Source organism: Mycoplana azooxidifex (assembly GCF_014196765.1).
In the GTDB taxonomy this organism is placed as follows: Bacteria; Pseudomonadota; Alphaproteobacteria; order Rhizobiales; family Rhizobiaceae; genus Mycoplana; species Mycoplana azooxidifex.
In genome coordinates this window covers 94,122-114,266 of the sequence record NZ_JACIEE010000001.1, presented here as the reverse complement: position 1 = coordinate 114,266, position 20,145 = coordinate 94,122, and the positions used below count along the sequence as shown (strand labels likewise).

The window sequence follows — 20,145 nt, the reverse complement described above, 5'->3', positions numbered from 1 at the left end:
GGACGCAGGTTCTCGCGGTTGGGGCAAAGCGGTCAGCCACTCTCAACCGTCATCCCGGACTTGATCCGGGATCCAGCGGCGTCGCGTCCGCGGCGCAGGGAATGCATTTCTCGCGCAATGACTTGCGCGGGCTGGATGCCGGATCAAGTCCGGCATGACGGGAGTTGAGGACGTGTCGTGCAGGGTGGCAGCGAGACTGAAGCGTCGTTTGCGGCGTGCCACATTGTAGGGGGCGATAGGCTCGCCCATATGACGATTGGGCGGCGCGAGTACCGCCCGATGAACGAATGCGAAGGGAATGCCGAATGGAAGTGGGCTGGTTGGCGGGGATCATCATCGGCGGTCTGGCGGGTTGGCTTGCCGGCAAGCTGATGGACATCCGGTTCGGCATCTTCATGAATATCGTGATCGGCATGGTCGGCGCGGTGGTGGCGAATGCGGTCTTCGATGCCGCTAACGTCCATGTCGCCAGCGGGTGGCTGGGTTACCTGGTGCAGGGTTTCGTCGGCTCCTGCATTTTGCTATTTGTCGCCAAGCTCGTCCGGCGTTGACGAAAATCCGCGTAGCACGCGGCTGAAGGCAGGTTTTGATGGTCACCATTCTCGACAGGACGATCCCCGGCGACGAAAAACGGCTCCGGCATCCGGAAAAGGCACATCGTCCCGACAACGAGGTCATGCGCAAGCCGGAATGGATCCGCGTGCGCGCGCCGGTCTCCAAGGGCTACCAGGAGACGCGCGCCATCGTGAAGGAAAACAAACTGGTGACGGTCTGCGAGGAAGCGGGCTGCCCCAATATCGGCGAGTGCTGGGACAAGAAGCACGCCACCTTCATGATCATGGGCGAGATCTGTACGCGCGCCTGCGCGTTCTGCAACGTCTCGACAGGCAAGCCGAACGCGCTGGACATGGCCGAACCGGAGAACGTGGCGAAGGCCGTCAGGGAGATGGGCCTCAGCCACGTCGTCATCACCTCGGTCGACCGCGACGATCTGGAGGACGGTGGCGCGGAGCATTTCGAGAAGGTGATCTGGGCGATCCGTGCCGCGTCGCCTTCCACCACCATCGAGATCCTCACCCCCGACTTCCTGAAGAAGCCCGGTGCGCTGGAGCGGGTCGTCGCCGCCAAGCCCGACGTCTTCAACCACAACATGGAGACGGTCGCCGGCAACTATCTGACGGTTCGCCCGGGTGCGCGCTATTTCCATTCCATCCGGCTTTTGCAGCGGGTGAAGGAACTGGATCCGACCATGTTCACCAAGTCCGGGATCATGGTGGGCCTCGGTGAGGAGCGTAACGAGGTGCTGCAACTGATGGATGACCTGCGCACGGCGGATGTCGACTTCCTGACGATCGGCCAGTACCTGCAGCCGACCCGCAAGCACCACAAGGTCGAGGCGTTCGTCACCCCTGACGAATTCAAGTCCTACGAGACGGTCGCCTACACCAAGGGCTTCCTGATGGTCGCGTCGAGCCCGCTGACGCGCTCGTCGCACCATGCCGGCGACGATTTCGCCCGCCTGCGGGCCGCCCGCGAGAAGAAGCTTCTGGCCGCTGCGGAATAGCCATTCGCACCGTCCTCCGTGATGTGACGCCATCCGGCGGCGCGGTCTTTCGGCAAGGCTGCGCCGCACCCGCGGCCTCGTGCTGCCTTGTGCCGAGGCAGTGCCGGCAATCAAAAGGATTTGTCTGCCCGCCCTTGCAGGCGTAGGCTGTCCCGGCTGCCCACGCGGGGAAGCGGGTGGCTTTTGCGCAGCAGTTCACGCGCTAAAGCATATCACGATCTTTCAGGTTCGCTCCCGTGCTTTAGATCCTTGATTTTTGCGCATGTCGTAGTCGCAAAACCGCAGCACACTTTTGCGCGACATGCTTTAGGCGGGCAGGGCATTGCAGCGCCTTTGCCCGCGGGGAGGTTGCGGATGGAGGTGGACAGCCTTTTTCGCCTGGCGGCAGCCGAGGCCGCGCGCTTTCGCAACGATGTGCCGGAGCGGCCGCACCGGCCCTTGCGTGGCTATGCCGACAGCGTCTCCATCTTTTCCGAACCCCTGCCGGACGAGGGCGCCGACGCGGAAGGCGTGCTCATGCAGCTGGTCGCCATGGCCGAGCCCGGCCTGCATCTCATGGCCGGCCCGCGCTTTTTCGGTTGGGTGATCGGTGGTTCGCATCCGGCGGGCGTCGCAGCCGACATGCTGACGTCGGCCTGGGGGCAGAACGCCGGAAACCACGTGGCGGCGCCGGCTGCTGCCGCCGCCGAGGTCGTCGCCGGTCGCTGGCTCCTCGACCTCCTGGACCTGCCGCGCGAAAGCTCCATCGGCTTCGTCACCGGCGCCACGGTCGCCAACTTCACCTGTCTTGCCGCAGCGCGCGGCGCGGTCCTGCGCGCCCACGGCTGGGATCCGGATTCGAAAGGCCTCTTCGGCGCGCCGCCGATTGCCGTGCTGATCGGCGACGACGCCCACACCACGGTTTTTTCGGCCCTGCAGTTCCTGGGTCTCGGCCACGATCGCGTCGTGCGCGTGGAGACGGACGGGGAAGGTCGTATCCGGCCTGAGGCATTCGGGCAGGCGATTGCCGCGGTCGACGGTCCGGCGATCGCCATCGTGCAGGCCGGCCAGATCAATACCGGGGCATTCGACGATTTCCAGAGGCTCGTGCCGCTCGCCAAGGCTAAGGACGCGTGGGTGCATGTCGACGGCGCCTTCGGGCTCTGGGCGCGGGCGTGCCCGGAGCGGCGGCCGCTTGCCACAGGCGTCGAGCTTGCCGACAGCTGGGCGATGGATGGCCACAAGTGGCTGCAGACGCCCTATGACAGCGGCTATGCGATCGTGCGCGAGGAGCTTGCGCACCGGCGGGCCATGACGATCGCGGCCAGTTATCTGCCGCTGGCGCGGGAAGGCGAGCGCGACCCGAGCCACTACGTGCCGGAACTGTCGCGGCGGGCGCGGGGCTTTGCCACCTGGGCGATGATCCGCCACCTCGGTCGCAGCGGTATTGCCGCCATGATCGAACGCAACTGCCGGGCCGCGACGACGCTGGCCGAACGGCTGGCCGAGCGCAACGGCATTGCGGTGCTGAACACGGTGGAACTGAACCAGGTGATCCTGCGGTTCGGGGCGAAGCTTTCGCCGGACGCCGGCGACCGGCTGACGCAGGAGGTGATCGCGCTGGTGCAGAAGGATGGCCGGATCTTTGCCGGCGGCGCGGTCTGGCGAGGACGGCAGGTGATGCGGCTGTCGGTCTGCAACTGGCAGACCGACGAGCGTGAGGCGCAGCTTGCGGCCGATGCCATCCTGTCGGCGTATGAACGGGCGGTGGACGGGGCCGACTAAGGCGGGTGCCAGCACGGAAAGCGTCGCCTTCGGTGCGCGCCATCTTGTTTCGCGGCGTGTGTTTTAATATCTCCAGCGCATGCCACAGTTCGAAACCCGGCGGCCGGTACCGCACAGCCCTGAACAGATGTATGCCCTCGTCGCAGACGTGGAGCGCTATCCCGAGTTCCTGCCGCTCTGCGAGGGGCTTGCCATTCGCTCGCGCAAGGAGCGCGACGGCAGGGAACTGCTGGTGGCCGACATGACGGTCGGCTACAAGGCGATCCGCGAGACCTTCACCACGCAGGTGCTGCTCAATCCGGCCGAGGAGGCGATCGACGTCAAATATCTGGACGGCCCGTTCCGCTATCTCGACAATCGCTGGCGGTTCGAGCCATTGGGCGAGGGAAGGTGCAACGTGCATTTCTTCATCGACTACGAGTTCAAGAGCCGGATCCTCGGTGCGCTGATGGGTTCGATGTTCGATCGCGCCTTCCACATGTTCTCAGAAGCCTTCGAAAAGCGCGCCGATACGATCTACGGCAACTGAACAAATTGCCCGCCTCATTCGTCACGACTGCAAGGGTCGGGCGGAATGCTGGAGGTCCGGGCATGCGTGGACTGCTTGTTGCGTTGAATATCGTGTCGCTGGCCGTTGCCGCCTTCCTCGTCTTTGCAAACCAGACGGGGGTTACCGGCAACGGCGCGTCGTCCGTTTCCGCGTCGATGGCCGGTGCGCCGGCACCGGGCGTGCGCCGTTTCGCACCGCAGCGTTGAACGAAACCGGGCGCTCAGCCGGCCGCGAGTTCGGCCAGCATCTCCAGTGCCGTGCGGACCGTGGCAAGGCGGATTTCGTGGCGGCCGATCTCGCCGTAGCGCATCGCCCGGTGCAGCGTCGGTCCGCCGCGGCGCGCTGCCGCCAGGTGAACGAGGCCGACGGGCTTTTCCGGCGATCCGCCGCCCGGACCGGCGATGCCGGTGACGGCGACCGCGCAATCGGCCCTGGAGGCTGTGAGCGCCCCTTCGACCATTTCCAGCGCTGTCTGCTCGGAGACCGCGCCATGCACCGATAGCGTCTCCGGCCGGACCCCGAGAAGCGCCGTCTTCGCCTCGTTGGAATAGGTGACGAAGCCACGGTCGACGACCGCGGACGATCCGGCGATCTCGGTGAGGGCGCCGGCGATGAGGCCGCCGGAGCAGGATTCGGCGGCCGCAACCAGAAGCCCGCGCGCCGTGAAGTCCGCGATCAGCCGGGCGGCCGCCTGCTCGATATCGTCCGGCCACATGCTCACGACGGCTGCCCGCGATAGACCACGGTGGCGGTGGCGATCGCGGCGATCCCCTCGCGGCGGCCGACGAAGCCGATCGTCTCGTTGGTCGTCGCCTTGACCGAGCAGCGCTCCAGCGCGATCCCGAGGAATTCGGAAAGCCTGCGCCGCATCTCGTCCCGGTGCGGTCCGATCTTCGGCGCCTCGGCGATCAGGGACACGTCGGCATTCATGATCGTGCCGCCGCGCGCGCGCACGATCTTGGCCGCATGCTCGATGAAGATCCTCGACGCAGCCCCCTTCCATTGCGGGTCGGAAGGCGGGAAGTGATCGCCGATGTCGCCGGCGCCGCAGGTGGCGAGCAGCGCGTCGGTCAGGGCATGCAGCGCCACGTCCGCATCGGAGTGGCCTTTCAGCCTCTGGTCGTGCGGGATGAAGACGCCGCAAAGCGTGACGCCGTCGCCGGGCTCGAGTTGATGGACGTCGTAGCCGTTGCCGGTGCGCACGTCGGGAAGCGGCGCCGAAAGCCTTTCGTCTGCCATGATGAGATCCTTCTGCAGGGTCAGCTTGACGTTCGCCGCCGATCCCTCGACCAGGCGGACGGGGACGCCCGCCCACTCGGCGATCGCCGCGTCGTCGGTGAAGTCGTCGCGGCCGTCCTCGGCGGCGCGGCGGTGGGCGTCGCGAATGGTGGCGAAATGGAAAGCCTGCGGTGTCTGGGCGGCGAAGAGGCCGGTGCGCGGAACCGTCTCCAGCACGTGACCGGCGGAATCGGAGCGCTTGAGCGTATCTGCGACGGCGACGGCGGGCAGGACGGCGCACTCCCCGGATGCGAGCGTTGCCGCAATCCGGTCGAGCAGGACCGTGTCGACGAAGGGCCGGACTGCATCCTGAATGAGCACATGGTCGACGTCGAGGGACGACAGCGCCTCGAGGCCGGCAAGCACGGACTGCTGTCGCGTGCGGCCGCCGGTCACGGCGAGGATCCGGTCCCGGCCGCCTTCCAGATGATCCAGCGCGGTATCGAACAGGTCGCGGTCGTCGCGATGGATCACTGCGACGATCCGGCAGGCGGGATCCCATTTGACAAAGGCCTCGAGGGTATGGGAAATAACAGGCCTTCCGGCGATCCGACGATATTGCTTCGGGCCGTCCGGATGCGATCCGGCCCGCTCGCCGCGTCCGGCGGCGACGACGATCACACCGCAGTTGATCCGTTTCTGTGCGCCCATTCTGCCCTGGTTCCCTCACGGTAGAAGCCGTTCCGGCCGGTTTAGAACGATCGCCGCCGCTTTGCCAGACGCGTTGCGGAAATTTGCGGCACTGTGCCAAAACGACTTGGCAAGCGGCATAAAGATGGCTAAAAATAATGCACGATAGAATATTGCTTGAAAGATAAGCATTTGGTTTCGGCGTTCCTTTCAGATCCCCTGGCGATCGGGCGGCAAGTCCTGCGAAACCGCGTCGTCCTCGCGCCGATGTCGGGCGTCACGGATCTGCCGTTCCGCGAATTGGCCTGGCGCTTCGGTGCGGGCCTGGTCGTCACGGAAATGATCGCGAGTCGCGAGCTTGCCGCCAACGCACCCGAATCCTGGGCGCGGATCCGCAATCGCGGCATTCGCCCGCACATGGTGCAATTGGCCGGGCGCGATGCCGGCTGGATGGCGGAGGCGGCCAGACTGGCGGAGGCAAACGGCGCCGATATCATCGACATCAACATGGGATGTCCGGCAAAGAAGGTCATCGGCGGTTATTCCGGATCGGCGCTGATGCGCGAACCCGACCATGCGCTGAGGCTGATCGAGGCGACGGTCGCCGCGGTCAAGGTGCCGGTGACGGTCAAGATGCGGCTCGGCTGGGATCACGACAGCCTGAACGCGCCGCAGATCGCCGCCCGCGCGGAAGCCGCCGGCGTGCAGATGATCACGGTGCACGGGCGCACGCGCATGCAGTTCTACGAAGGCAAGGCCGATTGGGACGCGATCCGCGCCGTGCGCGAGGCGATCAAGGTGCCGCTCGTTGCCAATGGTGACGTCGACACGGCCGAGGACGCGGTGGAGATCCTGCGGCGTTCCGGCGCCGACGCCGTCATGGTCGGGCGCGCAGCACAGGGACGTCCGTGGCTGCCTGCGGTGCTGGCCGGCGCATGCATGCCACCCCGCGGCGCGGCGCTTGCGACCGTTGCCGTCGAGCATTACCGGATGATGCTCGATTTCCACGGCGCCGTCGCAGGCCTGCGGCACGCGCGCAAGCATGTGGGATGGTACCTGGATCGCCATGCGCCCGGACTGGAACCCACGGCAAAGGCCGCCCTGATGACATCGACGGACAGCGGCTTCGTGGCTGACCGGCTGGCTGCTGCATTGATCGAACACGGCACGGCGGTGCGACGGGAAGAGAAGGCGGCATGACCAGCTCAGACGACGAACGTCGGCAATCCGACGGCAATGGACTGGCAATGGCGGTGCTGAACGCCATCCAGAATCCGGTCATCCTCGTCGATGCGGAGGGGCATATCGCCTTCGCCAACTGGGAGGCGGAGTCCTTCTTCGGGGCGAGCGCCAGCCACCTGTCGCGGCATAATGTCAGCAATTTCATACCCTTCGGAAGCCCTCTTCTCACGTTGATCGATCAGGTGAGGGAGCGGCTGGCGCCGGTCAACGAATACCGGGTCGACCTCAGTTCGCCGCGACTGGGCGCCGACAAGCTCGTCGACCTCTACGTGGCGCCGGTTGGGACCGAGCCGGGCTCGGTGGTGGTCGTGCTGCAGGAACGCTCGATGGCGGACAAGATCGACCGCCAGCTGACCCATCGCGCCGCCGCCCGTTCGGTGACCGGGCTCGCCTCGATGCTTGCGCACGAGATCAAGAACCCGCTCTCCGGCATCCGTGGCGCGGCACAGCTCCTGGAGACCTCCGTCGAGGACGAGGACCGGGCGCTCACGCGGCTCATCTGCGACGAGACGGACCGGATCGTCTCGCTGGTCGACCGTATGGAGGTGTTCTCCGACGAGCGCCCCGTTGACCGGGTGGCGCTCAACATCCATTCCGTTCTCGACCATGTGAAGGCGGTGGCGAGCGCCGGCTTTGCCCGAAACATCAAGATCACCGAGAACTACGATCCGTCGCTGCCGCCGGTCTTCGCCAATCGCGACCAGCTCGTGCAGGTGTTCCTGAACCTCATCAAGAACGCGGCCGAGGCCGTGGGCGACCGGCCGGACGGCGAGATCCAGCTGACCACGGCCTACCGGCCGGGCATCCGCCTGTCGGTGGCCGGCACGCGCGAGAAGGTCTCGCTGCCGCTGGAATTCTGCGTGCACGACAATGGGCCGGGCGTGCCGACCGATCTCCTGCCGCACCTGTTCGATCCCTTCATCACCACCAAGACCAACGGATCCGGGCTCGGGCTGGCGCTCGTTGCCAAGATCATCGGTGGCCATGGTGGCATCATCGAATGCGACAGCCAGGGCCACCGCACGACGTTCCGCGTGCTGATGCCCGCCTCCAAGGGGTTGCGCGAGGATGATGATACCTCCCGAGAGCAGAGGAAATAGCAGATGACAGGCGCCACAGTCCTTGTTGCCGACGACGATGCGGCGATCAGAACCGTACTCAACCAGGCGCTGAGCCGGGCAGGCTATGATGTCCGCATCACCTCCAATGCCGCGACGCTGTGGCGCTGGATCTCGGCCGGCGAGGGCGACATCGTGGTCACCGACGTGGTCATGCCGGACGAGAACGCCTTCGATCTGTTGCCGCGCATCAAGAAGGCGCGCCCGGACCTGCCAGTGCTGGTGATGAGCGCGCAGAACACGTTCATGACGGCGATCAAGGCGTCCGAGCGCGGCGCCTACGACTACCTGCCGAAGCCGTTCGACCTGACGGAACTGATCGCCATCATCGGCCGCGCGCTGGCCGAGCCCAAGAAGAAGCCGGTCAAGCTCGACGACGACACCCAGGACGGCATGCCGCTGGTCGGCCGCTCGGCGGCCATGCAGGAGATCTACAGGGTTCTTGCGCGGCTGATGCAGACCGACCTGACGCTGATGATCACCGGCGAATCGGGCACCGGCAAGGAACTGGTGGCGCGCGCCCTGCACGACTACGGCAAGCGTCGCAACGGACCCTTCGTGGCGATCAACATGGCGGCGATCCCGCGCGACCTCATCGAATCGGAGCTGTTCGGCCACGAGAAGGGGGCCTTTACCGGGGCGCAGAACCGCTCGACCGGCCGCTTCGAGCAGGCCGAGGGCGGCACGCTGTTCCTCGACGAGATCGGCGACATGCCGATGGACGCGCAGACGCGCCTGCTTCGCGTGCTGCAGCAGGGAGAATACACGACGGTCGGGGGGCGCACGCCGATCCGCACCGACGTGCGCATCGTTGCCGCCACCAACAAGGACCTGAAGCAGTCGATCAATCAGGGCCTCTTCCGCGAGGACCTCTACTACCGCCTGAATGTCGTACCGCTCAGGCTGCCCCCCTTGCGCGACCGCGCCGAGGACATTCCCGATCTCGTGCGCCACTTCGTCCAGCAGGCGGAGAAGGAGGGTCTGGATGTGAAGCGATTCGACCAGGAGGCGCTGGACCTGATGAAGGCGCATCCCTGGCCGGGCAACGTGCGCGAGCTCGAGAACCTCGTGCGGCGGCTGACCGCACTTTATCCACAGGATGTCATCACCCGCGAAATCATCGAGGCGGAACTGCGCGCGGATATCCCCGACAGCCCGATCGAGAAGGCTGCCGCCCGCAGCGGGGCGCTTTCGATCTCGCAGGCGGTGGAGGAAAACATGCGCCAGTACTTCGCCGGTTTCGGCGACGGCCTACCGCCGCCGGGCCTTTACGACCGGGTTCTGGCCGAAATGGAATATCCGCTGATCCTCGCCGCCCTGACCGCCACGCGCGGAAACCAGATCAAGGCGGCCGACCTTCTCGGGCTCAACCGGAACACGCTGCGCAAGAAGATCCGCGAGCTCGGCGTCTCGGTGTATCGCAGCTCGCGATTGGCTTGATTTCACCCGTTGGTGCGTTGCATTTTCGCCACATTGTGTTGCATGGTGGTAACAGATGCACGCGGGGGCGAATAGGCGGTGGTCCTTTCTCGTTCTCTTCGCAGGCGTCCCGGAGCTTTGGCTTGCGGACCCGTGCTTCTGCCAGAACGAGTGTATCGGCCAGTCCCTGGCCGGTCGGAGTGAGTGCTTCGGATGAACGAGAATGCGACCCCCATCGGGGGTGGTGAAGACATCGCCGGCAACGGCAGTGACCGCAGGGCCTCGTTCGCGCTTCCGGGTCTGCTGCTTGCCGGCGGAGCCCTGGTCGCGGCGACCCTTTCGCTCTTCATCCTGCTGGGGCTGACTCCGATCAAGCCGGTGGCGAACGTGATCATCGCCTCGGTGGCGGTGAATGCGATCTTCGTCATCGGCCTCATCATCCTGATCGGCCGCGAGATCGCCCGCCTGCTCAAGGCCCGCTCGCGCGGTCGCGCGGCGGCGCGCCTGCACGTGCGCATCGTCGCGCTGTTTTCGATCGTGGCGATCACGCCGGCGATCCTGGTCGCCATCTTCGCCTCGATCACGCTCGACGTCGGGCTCGACCGCTGGTTCTCGATCCGCACGCAGTCGATCGTCAGCTCGTCGCTGAACGTGGCGCAGGCCTATGTGCTGGAGAATGCGAGCTACCTGCAGGGCCAGACCGTGTCGATGTCGAACGACCTGGAGCGCAACCGCCAACTCTACAGCCTCGACCGCACCGGCTTCACCGACCTCATCACCCGCCAGGCGCGCGGCCGCGGCATGCTCGGGGCGTTCCTGGTGCGCGGAGACGGGTCGCAGGTCCTGCAGGCCAACATCCCGACAGAAAAACCCCTGCCTGCGGTTCCCGACGAGGCGCTGAAGGCGGCCGCTGCCGGCCAGCCGACGCTCATTCCGCCTGGGACGACCAATCTCGTCGGCGCGGTGATCAAGCTCGACAACATACCCGACACCTTCCTCTACACGATCCGCACCGTCGATCCCGAAGTGATGCGCTCGATGCGGATGATGGAGGACAACACCGCCGAGTACCGCGCGCTGGAGGCCGGCAGGATGTCGCTGCAGGTGGCATTCGGCGTGCTCTATCTCGGCTTTGCGCTGATCGTGCTTCTGGCGGCGATCTGGACGGCGATCGCGGTGGCCGACCGCATCGTGCGGCCGATCCGGCTGCTCATCGGCGCGGCGGATGCCGTCGGATCCGGCAATCTCGACGTGCACGTGCCGGTGCGGACTGCCGATGGCGACGTCGGCAACCTGTCGCGCACCTTCAACAAGATGATCGCGGAGATCCGGGCGCAGCAGGGACAGATCCTCGACGCCAAGGACGAGATGGAACAGCGCGGCCACTTCATCGAGGCCGTTCTCTCCGGCGTGACGGCTGCCGTGATCGGCGTGGAGGAGGGCGGCCGGCTGACGATCGCCAATTCCTCGGCCGAGCTCCTGTTCGGGCGCCCGGCGGGATCGCTCGTCGGCGCGCAACTGGCGGAGATCTCGCCCGAGGTGGACGAGGTGCTGCAGGAGGCCACGCATCGATTCCGCAACGACCATCGCCGGCAGATCAACATCATGCGCGGCGGCACCGAGCGGACGCTGAACGTGCAGGTCACGCGCGAGGAGGCGAAGGATGCCAAGGAATCCTATGTCATCACCATCGACGACATCACCGACCTCGTCATCGCCCAGCGCTCGACCGCCTGGGCCGATGTCGCCCGCCGCATCGCCCACGAGATCAAGAACCCGCTGACGCCGATCCAGCTCTCGGCCGAGCGCATCCGCCGTCGCTACGGCAAGCAGATCAATCAGGACGACCGCTCCGTGTTCGACCAGTGTACGGACACGATCGTTCGCCAGGTCGAGGATATCGGCCGCATGGTCGACGAGTTTTCCTCCTTTGCCCGCATGCCCAAGCCGACCAAGGACAGGTCGGACCTGCGCGCCATTCTGAAGGATGCCGTGTTCCTGCGCGAGATGGGCAACACGCACGTCACCTTCATGAAGGACTTCGAGCAGGAGCCGCTCGTCGGCCACTTCGATTCGCGCATGCTGGGACAGGCCTTCGGCAACATCATCAAGAACGCGGTTGAGGCGATCGAAGCCTTGCCGGCCGACGTCCAGCGCGACGAGCGCAAGATCCTCGTGCGCGCAGGACGCGACAGGACGAGCGGGCATTTCGTCGTCGACGTGGTCGACAACGGCAAGGGCCTGCCGACCGAGAACCGGCACCGGATCCTGGAACCCTACATGACCATGCGCGAGAAGGGCACGGGGCTCGGGCTGGCGATCGTCAAGAAGATCATCGAAGACCACGGCGGGCAGCTGGAGCTGCACGACGCGCCGCCGGACTTCGACAACGGCCACGGGGCGATGATCCGCGTGATCCTGCCCGTCGAGGACAACCTGGCCGTCGATGCGGAAGAAAAAGACAAGGAACTGACCCATGGCCTCTGACATTCTGGTGGTGGACGACGAGGAGGATATCCGCGAGATCGTGTCGGGCATCCTCTCCGACGAGGGACACGAGACGCGGACCGCCTACGACAGCGACAGCGCGCTGCAGGCCATCAGCGACCGCGTGCCGCGGCTGGTCTTCCTGGATATCTGGATGCAGGGGAGCCGGCTGGACGGGCTTGCGCTGCTCGACGAGATCAAGAGCCGCTATCCCGACCTCCCGGTCGTGATGATCTCCGGCCACGGCAATATCGAGACCGCCGTGTCGGCGATCCGGCGCGGAGCCTACGACTTCATCGAGAAGCCGTTCAAGGCGGACCGGCTGATCCTGATCGCCGAACGGGCGCTGGAGAACTCCAAGCTGCGGCGGGAGGTGACCGAGCTCAAGCGCCGCTCGGGCGACGCCGTCGAACTGATCGGCACGTCGGTGGCCGTCTCGCAGCTGCGCCAGACCATCGAGAAGGTTTCCCCGACCAACAGCCGCATCATGATCCTGGGCCCGTCCGGTTCCGGCAAGGAACTCGTGGCGCGGATGATCCACCGCAAGTCGAGCCGCGCCAACGGCCCGTTCGTCGTGCTGAACGCAGCGGCGATCACGCCGGAGCGGATGGAGATCGCGCTCTTCGGCACCGAGGGCGGCGGCGGCGGGCAGCAGCGCAAGACCGGTGCGCTGGAGGAGGCTCACGGCGGCATCCTCTATCTGGACGAGATCGGCGAAATGCCGCGCGAGACCCAGAACAAGATCCTGCGGGTGCTCGTCGACCAGCAGTTCGAGCGCGTCGGCGGCTCGAAGCGGGTGAAGGTCGACGTCCGCATCATTTCGTCCACTGCCTACAATCTCGAGAGCCTCATTGCCGAGGCCGTGTTCCGGGAGGACCTCTATCATCGCCTCGCCGTGGTGCCCGTGCGGGTGCCGCCGCTTGCCGAGCGGCGCGAGGACATTCCCTTCCTCGTCGACATGTTCATGCGCCAGATCAGCGAGCAGGCCGGGATCCGCGCCCGGAAGATCGGCGACGATGCGCTCGCGGTGCTGCAGGCGCACGACTGGCCGGGCAACATCCGGCAGCTGCGAAACAACATCGAACGCCTGATGATCCTCGCCCGCAGCGACGGTCCGGATAGCGCGATCACTGCCGACATGCTGCCGACGGATGTCGGCGACATGCTGCCGAAGGTCTCCAGCCAGGGCGCCCAGCACATCATGACCCTGCCGCTGCGCGAGGCGCGCGAGATGTTCGAGCGCGACTACCTAATCGCCCAGATCAACCGCTTCGGCGGCAACATCTCGCGCACGGCCGAGTTCGTCGGCATGGAACGCTCGGCGCTTCATCGCAAGCTGAAATCGCTGGGTGTCTGACGGAAGCATGCGGGCTGCGGGGTACGGCACATGAAGGTCATCATCTGCGGCGCGGGCCGGGTCGGCTACGGCATCGCCGAGCGGCTGTCACAGGAAGACAACGACGTCTCGGTCATCGATATCTCGGCTGCGCTGATTGCGGCGATCACCGAGACCCTCGACGTCAGCGGCGTGGTCGGCCACGGCGCCCATCCGGAAGTGCTGGCGCGCGCCGGCGCGGAGGAGGCGGAGATGATCATCGCCGTCACACTGCACGACGAGATCAACATGGTGGCCTGCCAGGTCGCCCATTCCCTGTTCAAGGTGCCGACGAAGATCGCCCGAATCCGGGCGCAGAGCTATCTGGCGCCGGAATATTCGGATCTCTTTTCGCGCGACGACATGCCGATCGATGTCGCGATCTCGCCGGAGATCGAGGTCGGCAAGATGGCGCTCAGGCGGATTTCCTATCCCGGCGCCACCGATGTCGTCCGCTTCGCCGACGACAAGATCGTCATGCTCGCGATCGAATGCATGGAGGACTGCCCGGTCGTCAACACGCCGCTCCAGCAGCTGACGGAACTCTTTCCCGACCTGAAAGCAACGGTGACCGCGGTCTTTCGCGAAGGCAAGCTGTTTGTCGCCAAGTCTGCGGACGAGCTGCAGACCGGAGACCTCGCCTATGTCGTCTGCGACGCCGCGCATGTCAGGCGCACATTGTCGCTGTTCGGCCATGAGGAGCAGGAAGCCAGGCGCATCGTCATCGCCGGCGGGGGCAATATCGGCCTCTTCGTTGCGAAGACGATCGAGCAATTCCAGCCGCGGACGCGCGTCAAGATCATCGAAAACGACCGCGAGCGGGCGATCCACATCGCAGACCAGTTGCGCAACACGGTGGTCCTCCACGGTTCGGCACTGGACCAGAAGATGCAGCAGCAGGCCGACATGGAGAATGCCGACCTTTTCGTCGCCCTGACCAACAACGACCAGATCAATATTCTCGGCAGCGTCATGGCCAAGAGCCTCGGCTGCAAGCAGAGCCTGGTGCTCCTCAACGACCCGGCATTCCACGACCTGATCGACAGTATGGACATCGACGCGCACATCAATCCGCGCGCAGTCACGATCTCCGGCATCCTCCAGCACGTGCGTAAGGGGCGCATCCGCTCGGTCTATGCCGTGCAGAAGGGATCTGCCGAGGTGATCGAGGCCGAGGCGCTGGAGACCTCGCCGCTCGTCGGCACATCGCTGCGCGATCTCGACCTGCCGGACGGCATCCGCATCGGAGCGATCTACCGCGAAGGAACCGTGCTGCCGCCGAGCGGCGAATTGCGCATCAAGGCGAAGGACCGGGTGGTGCTGCTTGCGACGGGAGACGCCGTCCGCCACGTCCAGCAGCTCTTCCGCGTCAGCATCCAGTATTTCTAGGCGCGGGGCGAGCCAGGAGAAGCGCCGACCGGGGCGCCTATCGACGGTGTCTGGGCCCGTCATTTGCCCGCTGCCGGCAGTCCTGCACGGAAGTGGTATGATGATCTTTTCGACGTTGCGGAGAAGTCTGCGATTTGATACCTAAACCGATGGATGGGCGAAAATGTGCGTCGCCTGTCTTCGGGGCATCAATGTTTTAGTCAACCGGTCGGCAGGACCGGCAATCAAGAAAGAAGCGGCGCGATGGCGGAACGTTCTCAGAATCTGCAAGACCTTTTTCTCAATACCGTTCGCAAGCAAAAGATTTCCCTCACAATCTTCTTGATCAACGGCGTGAAGCTGACGGGCGTCGTGACGTCCTTTGATAATTTCTGCGTGCTCCTGCGGCGCGACGGCCACTCGCAGCTCGTCTACAAGCACGCCATCTCCACCATCATGCCCGGCCAGCCGCTGCAGATGTTCGAGAGCGAAGAGAGCGCCTCCTGACAAGGTGAAGGCTGATTAGCAAACGCGATACATCCCAGGATTCGATCGTTCCGGAGCCCGAAAAGCGCCGCGACGATTCGCGTGCCGTCGTCATTGCGCCGGTGCTCAAGAAGGGCAGGGCCGACACGAACGGCGCCTCCGTGCGCTCGGACGAGGCGCGCCTGGCCGAGGCGATCGGGCTTGCCCGCGCCATCGATCTCGACGTCGTCTTCTCGGCGGTCGTGCCGGTCAGCCAACCCAAGCCCGGCACGTTGCTCGGCACCGGCAAGATCGAGGAAATCAAGACGGCGCTCGATGCCAACGAGGCGGGACTGGTGATCGTCGATCATCCGCTGACGCCGGTGCAGCAGCGCAATCTCGAGAAGGCATGGAACGCGAAGGTCATCGACCGGACCGGCCTGATCCTGGAGATCTTCGGCCGCCGGGCTTCCACCAAGGAGGGTACGCTCCAGGTCGAGCTCGCCCATCTCAACTACCAGAAGGGCCGCCTGGTCCGCAGCTGGACCCACCTGGAACGCCAGCGCGGTGGTGCCGGCTTCATGGGCGGCCCGGGCGAAACCCAGATCGAGGCCGACCGGCGGCTGCTGCAGGAACGGATCGTGCGGCTTGAGCGCGAGCTCGAGCAGGTTCGGCGCACCCGCCAGCTGCATCGCGCCAAGCGCAAGAAGGTGCCGCATCCGATCGTGGCGCTGGTCGGCTACACCAACGCCGGCAAGTCGACGCTGTTCAACCGGATCACCGGGGCTGGCGTCCTTGCCGAGGACATGCTGTTTGCCACGCTCGACCCGACGCTGCGGCGGATGAAGCTGCCGCAGGGCCGCACCGTGATCCTGTCCGATACCGTGGGCTTCATCTCCGACCTGCCGACCCACCTCGTCGCCGCCTTCCGGGCGACGCTGGAGGAGGTGCTTGAAGCCGATCTGATCCTGCACGTGCGCGACATGTCCGATCCGGACAACGGCGCCCAGGCCTCCGACGTCCTGCGTATCCTGACCGATCTCGGCATCGACGAGAAGGATGGGGCGGAGCGGATCCTGGAGGTCTGGAATAAGATCGACGACTTGCCGGCAGAGGCGCGCGAGGCGCTGGTGCAGAAGGCCGCCGCCACGCCGAACACGATCGCCGTCTCGGCACTGACCGGCGAGGGTGTCGATGCGCTGATGAACGACATCAACCGGCGGCTGTCCGGCATTCTCGTCGACCGCGATGTCGTGCTTCCGGTCGACCAGCTTCAGCTTTTGCCCTGGCTCTACGATCATTCGATCGTCGATGAGCGCGAAGACCAGGAAGACGGCAGCGTGCGCATTTCCGCGCGGCTGACCGAGACCGAAGCCTCGGAACTGGACCGGCGGCTCGGGCAGGGTGCGAAACGCCCGCTTGAGGATTGGGAACGGTAGCGTACAGATTGTGCGACCAGGGGCGCCGCGCCTCAGCCGAGCTGCCGTTCGATCGCCTTGGCGGCCTGCCAGAGGTCTTCCATGCGCTCCAGCGTCGCTTCCTCCAGCGTCTCACCTGAAGCCTGAAGCTCTGTTTCTATGTGGGCAAAACGGCGGCGGAATTTCGCGTTGGTACCGCGGAGCGCCATTTCCGCATCCGTATCGGTGTGCCGGCCGATGTTGACGACCGCAAAGATCAGATCGCCCAGTTCATCGGCCACCTTCGCGCGATCGCCCTGACGCAGCGCCTCGCGCAGCTCGCCGATCTCCTCCTCGATCTTGTCGAGGATGGGCTCCGGCTCCGACCAGTCGAAGCCGACCTTGGCGGCGCGCTCCTGCAGCTTCAGGGCTTCGACCAAGGCAGGGAACGTGCGCTGGACCGAGCCGAGGTAGCCCTCGTCGGTCTCAGGCGGCAGTCCGCGGACGGCGCGCCGTTCGCTGCGCTCGCGCTTTTCGGCCGTCTTGATTGCGTCCCACTGTGCCTTGACCCGTTCGGGGGTGTCGGCATCGGACCGGTCGAAGACATGCGGGTGGCGGCGGATCATCTTCTTTGTGATCGCCTCGACCACGTCGCCGAAGGCGAACGTGCCTGCTTCCTCGGCCATGCGGGCGTGGAAGACGACCTGCAGCAGCAGGTCCCCGAGTTCGTCGCAGAGGTCGTGCATGTCGGCGCGCTCGATCGCGTCGGCGACCTCGTAGGCTTCCTCGATCGTGTAGGGCTTGATGGTCTCGAAGGTCTGAACCACGTCCCAGGGGCAGCCGGTCTCGGGCTGGCGCAACGCGGCCATGATGTCGAGTAGGCCCTTGATGTCGCGGGACGGCTGCATGCGCTCCACTCCGTCTGTCGCTCAGTTGAGCGGGATCGTGTTTTCGTCCTTGCCGGACTGGTAGGTCTGCGACAGCGCGTCGTAGGCGCGGCGGATACGTGCGTCCTGCGCCTTCAGTTCGGTCTTCGCGGGTTCCTCAGCCGTAGCGATCAGGTCTCCGATCGCAGCCGACCGCCAGAACGCGTTGGTCTTGGCATAGCCGCCCGGTTCCAGCCGGAAGACTTCCTTCAGGATCTTCAGATCATGCGGGATCGCGAAGGCGTCGCGGGAATCCTCATGGGTGAAGAAGTAGTAGAAATTGTCGAAACCTGCCCAGGTGATCGCCGAGAGGCACATGGAGCAGGGCTCGTGGGTGGACAGGAAGACCAGGTCCTTCGGATCGCGCTTTTGCGCCTGCTCGTAGAAGCGCTTCAGCGTATGAACCTCGCCGTGCCAGAGCGGGTTTTCCGTCTCGTTGTTCGTTTCGGCGATCACGAGCGAGAGATCGGATTTGCGCAGGATCGCCGCGCCGAAGATCTTGTTTCCGGCGGCGACGCCCTTTTTCGTCAAGGGGAGAATATCCTTCTCGATGACGTCGAGCAGGCGTCCTGCCAGGGCAGCTTGATCCATGGCGCGTTCCTCGCTGGTGATGATCCGCGCCAACCTTTAGCGGGGCGGCGCGCATGGACGCAAGGGGCAAGAGCCCATCGGAGATATTTGCTCGAAATGCCCTAGAGGCGAGCAAAAGAATACGCCGCCCCAATGGGCTGCGAATTTCTGTTCCTTTAAATTTTGTCCCGTATTGGCGATATTGCGGCTCAATCGAACCGGACCATGAGATGCAGCAGGCCAGCAACAAGCTTTCGGTATTTCCCGCCTTTTTCCGCGTCAGCGGAAAGAGGGTGGTGGTCGTGGGTGGCGGCGACGAGGCCTACGCCAAGGTCCGGCTGCTGCGCAACACCGATGCCGATATCGTCGTCGTGGCTCGCGAGCCGGCCGCCGATTTTACCCGCTATCTCAAGGCCGAAGAGATCGAGGTGGTCGCTGCGACGGTTTCAGTGGACGTGCTGGCCGGAGCGGTTCTCGTCTTTGCCGCAACCGGCGACGCCGCCGCCGACCGCGAGATCGCGGCGCTGGCGCGCGAACTGCAAATTCCCGTCAATGCCGTGGATCAGCCCGACCAGTGCGACTTCTTCACGCCCGCGCTCGTCAACCGCGCGCCGGTTGCCGTCGCAATCGGGACCGAAGGGGCGGGGCCGGTTCTGGCCCAGATGATTCGCGGCCAGATCGACCAACTCCTATCGCCTTCGCTCGGCAGGCTCGCCGCGCTGGCCGCCTCCTATCGCGAGGTCGTCGAGGCCATGGTGCCGCGCGGGGTGACACGCCGCGTCTTCTGGCGCCGGGTCTTCCAGGGCCAGGTGGCGGACGCCATCGGCGCCGGCGACGAGGAACTGGCGCGACGCAGGGCCACGGAACTTCTTTCCCGTGCCCGCAAGGTGGAGGGCCATGTCTGGCTCGTCGGCGCCGGCCCGGGCGCGGAGGACCTTCTGACGCTGCGGGCGCAGCGGGTGATGATGGAGGCCGATGCGATCGTGTTCGATGCGCTGGTGCCGCAGGCGATCGTCGACATGGGGCGCCGCGATGCCGAGCGGATATCCGTAGGCAAGCGCAAGGGCTGTCATTCCAAGTCGCAGGAGGAGATCAACGACCTCCTGGTCGAGCTCGGCCGCGCCGGCAAGCGCGTCGTGCGGTTGAAATCGGGCGATCCGCTGGTCTACGGCCGGGCCGCCGAGGAGATGTCGGCGCTGCGCGCGGCGGGGATCACCTACGAGATCGTGCCCGGCATCACGTCCGCCTTTGCCGCTGCGGCGGACTTCGAGCTGCCGCTGACCTTGCGCGGGGTCGCTTCCTCGCTGGTCTTCACCACCGGGCACGACCTCACCGGCGCCGTTCTTCCCGATTGGGCGCGGCTTGCCGTTTCGGGGGCGACGATCGCGGTCTATATGGGTCGCACGGTTGCCGCTTCCGTGGCAGGGCGGCTGATGCAGGCCGGCCTGCCGGCCGAGACGACCGTCGCCGTCATCGAGAATGCCAGCCGCGCCGACAGGCGGCTCCTGCACGGAACGCTGAAGGACCTGCCGGACCTGCAGCATCGCGACGAACTGACCGGCCCCGTGATGGTCATCATCGGCGACGCGGTCGCAGGCGCCAATTTCGAACATTCCGTTCCGCTCGTCCGCAGCCGCGCGACCGCGGAAGCCGCATCTCTGGGAGCATGACATGACAGACAAGGTCCTCACCGCGAACCGGCTGTCGGACGGCATATCCGTCTGGCTCGATGCCGCAGGCACCTGGAACACGTCATTGCAGGAAGCCTTCGTGGCGCGCCACAAGGAAGCCGTCGAAGCGCTCGAGGCGACCGGCAAGCAGGCGTTTGCCGACAACAAGGTGGTTGACGTCAACGTCGTGGACGTCGAAGAAGTCGACGGCGTGCTGCGTCCGCTTCGCATGCGCGAGCGCATCCGGGCCGGCGGCCCGACGATTCCCTATGCAGCCGGATACGCCGGCCTGAACGCGACCCGCTCGGTCGTGGCCTGAAGG

19 protein-coding genes are annotated in these 20,145 nt (G+C 65.5%); 15 read left to right on the top strand and 4 right to left on the bottom strand.

All coding sequences use genetic code 11. The features are described from left to right. The first annotated feature begins 305 nt into the window (after positions 1–305). The 5 genes from GGQ64_RS00530 to GGQ64_RS00510 all read left to right on the top strand — a co-directional run bounded on the left by GGQ64_RS00530 (position 306) and on the right by GGQ64_RS00510 (position 4,084). Complete coding sequence (locus tag GGQ64_RS00530; protein WP_183797789.1) at positions 306–551, top strand: GlsB/YeaQ/YmgE family stress response membrane protein; 246 nt, start codon at positions 306–308, stop codon at positions 549–551. A gap of 38 nt (positions 552–589) precedes the next feature. Continuing rightward, a complete protein-coding gene (gene lipA, locus GGQ64_RS00525) occupies positions 590–1,564 on the top strand; it encodes a lipoyl synthase (protein ID WP_183797787.1) in 975 nt (324 codons plus the stop codon). Between the two features lie 354 nt (positions 1,565–1,918). After that, positions 1,919–3,328, top strand: a complete 1,410-nt coding sequence (locus GGQ64_RS00520; protein WP_183797785.1) for a pyridoxal phosphate-dependent decarboxylase family protein — start codon at positions 1,919–1,921, stop codon at positions 3,326–3,328. Between the two features lie 79 nt (positions 3,329–3,407). Then, complete coding sequence (locus GGQ64_RS00515; RefSeq protein ID WP_183797783.1) at positions 3,408–3,857, top strand: type II toxin-antitoxin system RatA family toxin; 450 nt, start codon at positions 3,408–3,410, stop codon at positions 3,855–3,857. Positions 3,858–3,919: 62 nt separating this feature from the next. Further along, on the top strand, positions 3,920–4,084 hold the full coding sequence (locus GGQ64_RS00510; RefSeq protein ID WP_183797781.1) for a hypothetical protein: 165 nt from the start codon (positions 3,920–3,922) through the stop codon (positions 4,082–4,084). Positions 4,085–4,098: 14 nt separating this feature from the next. Here the strand turns inward: GGQ64_RS00510 and GGQ64_RS00505 are convergent, their stop codons facing one another. Together GGQ64_RS00505 and GGQ64_RS00500 are read right to left on the bottom strand one after the other, a co-directional pair. After that, complete coding sequence (locus GGQ64_RS00505; protein ID WP_183799068.1) at positions 4,099–4,593, bottom strand: CinA family protein; 495 nt, start codon at positions 4,591–4,593, stop codon at positions 4,099–4,101. Between the two features lie 2 nt (positions 4,594–4,595). Next, positions 4,596–5,807 (bottom strand): bifunctional 2-C-methyl-D-erythritol 4-phosphate cytidylyltransferase/2-C-methyl-D-erythritol 2,4-cyclodiphosphate synthase, encoded by a 1,212-nt coding sequence (locus GGQ64_RS00500; protein ID WP_183797779.1) that lies wholly within the window; start codon positions 5,805–5,807, stop codon positions 4,596–4,598. 156 nt (positions 5,808–5,963) lie between these two features. On the opposite strand from GGQ64_RS00500, the gene dusB reads away from it, so the two are divergent. From dusB to hflX, 8 genes are all read left to right on the top strand, one after another. Then, positions 5,964–6,986 carry a tRNA dihydrouridine synthase DusB gene (gene dusB, locus GGQ64_RS00495; protein WP_210300106.1) on the top strand — a complete coding sequence of 341 codons (1,023 nt, stop codon included), beginning with the start codon at positions 5,964–5,966 and terminating at the stop codon, positions 6,984–6,986. Continuing rightward, positions 6,983–8,128, top strand: a complete 1,146-nt coding sequence (locus GGQ64_RS00490; protein WP_183797777.1) for a two-component system sensor histidine kinase NtrB — start codon at positions 6,983–6,985, stop codon at positions 8,126–8,128. The genes dusB and GGQ64_RS00490 overlap by 4 nt, the downstream gene beginning before the upstream one ends. A 3-nt stretch (positions 8,129–8,131) precedes the next feature. Then, positions 8,132–9,586, top strand: a complete 1,455-nt coding sequence (gene ntrC / locus GGQ64_RS00485) for a nitrogen regulation protein NR(I) (RefSeq protein ID WP_183797775.1) — start codon at positions 8,132–8,134, stop codon at positions 9,584–9,586. A gap of 192 nt (positions 9,587–9,778) precedes the next feature. Beyond that, positions 9,779–12,052 carry a sensor histidine kinase NtrY-like gene (locus GGQ64_RS00480; RefSeq protein ID WP_183797772.1) on the top strand — a complete coding sequence of 758 codons (2,274 nt, stop codon included), beginning with the start codon at positions 9,779–9,781 and terminating at the stop codon, positions 12,050–12,052. After that, positions 12,042–13,409 carry a nitrogen assimilation response regulator NtrX gene (gene ntrX / locus GGQ64_RS00475; RefSeq protein WP_183797770.1) on the top strand — a complete coding sequence of 456 codons (1,368 nt, stop codon included), beginning with the start codon at positions 12,042–12,044 and terminating at the stop codon, positions 13,407–13,409. Before GGQ64_RS00480 ends, ntrX begins: the two co-directional genes overlap by 11 nt. Positions 13,410–13,439: 30 nt before the next feature. Continuing rightward, positions 13,440–14,816 (top strand): Trk system potassium transporter TrkA, encoded by a 1,377-nt coding sequence (trkA, locus tag GGQ64_RS00470; RefSeq protein ID WP_183797768.1) that lies wholly within the window; start codon positions 13,440–13,442, stop codon positions 14,814–14,816. A 243-nt stretch (positions 14,817–15,059) separates the two neighbouring features. Then, positions 15,060–15,302 (top strand): RNA chaperone Hfq, encoded by a 243-nt coding sequence (hfq, locus tag GGQ64_RS00465; RefSeq protein WP_183799062.1) that lies wholly within the window; start codon positions 15,060–15,062, stop codon positions 15,300–15,302. 44 nt (positions 15,303–15,346) lie between these two features. Beyond that, a complete protein-coding gene (gene hflX, locus GGQ64_RS00460) occupies positions 15,347–16,699 on the top strand; it encodes a GTPase HflX (RefSeq protein ID WP_343059397.1) in 1,353 nt (450 codons plus the stop codon). 32 nt (positions 16,700–16,731) lie between these two features. Here hflX and mazG read toward each other — a convergent pair whose 3' ends face one another. Further along, positions 16,732–17,565: a nucleoside triphosphate pyrophosphohydrolase gene (gene mazG / locus GGQ64_RS00455; protein ID WP_183797766.1), complete on the bottom strand. Its 834-nt coding sequence runs from the start codon at positions 17,563–17,565 to the stop codon at positions 16,732–16,734. Between the two features lie 21 nt (positions 17,566–17,586). After that, positions 17,587–18,174 (bottom strand): nucleoside deaminase, encoded by a 588-nt coding sequence (locus tag GGQ64_RS00450; protein ID WP_183797764.1) that lies wholly within the window; start codon positions 18,172–18,174, stop codon positions 17,587–17,589. A 209-nt stretch (positions 18,175–18,383) separates the two neighbouring features. On the opposite strand from GGQ64_RS00450, the gene cysG reads away from it, so the two are divergent. Together cysG and GGQ64_RS00440 are read left to right on the top strand one after the other, a co-directional pair. Beyond that, positions 18,384–19,823 (top strand): siroheme synthase CysG, encoded by a 1,440-nt coding sequence (gene cysG, locus GGQ64_RS00445; RefSeq protein ID WP_183797762.1) that lies wholly within the window; start codon positions 18,384–18,386, stop codon positions 19,821–19,823. A 1-nt stretch (position 19,824) separates the two neighbouring features. Beyond that, a complete protein-coding gene (locus GGQ64_RS00440; protein WP_183797760.1) occupies positions 19,825–20,142 on the top strand; it encodes a DUF2849 domain-containing protein in 318 nt (105 codons plus the stop codon). Positions 20,143–20,145: the final 3 nt, after the last annotated feature.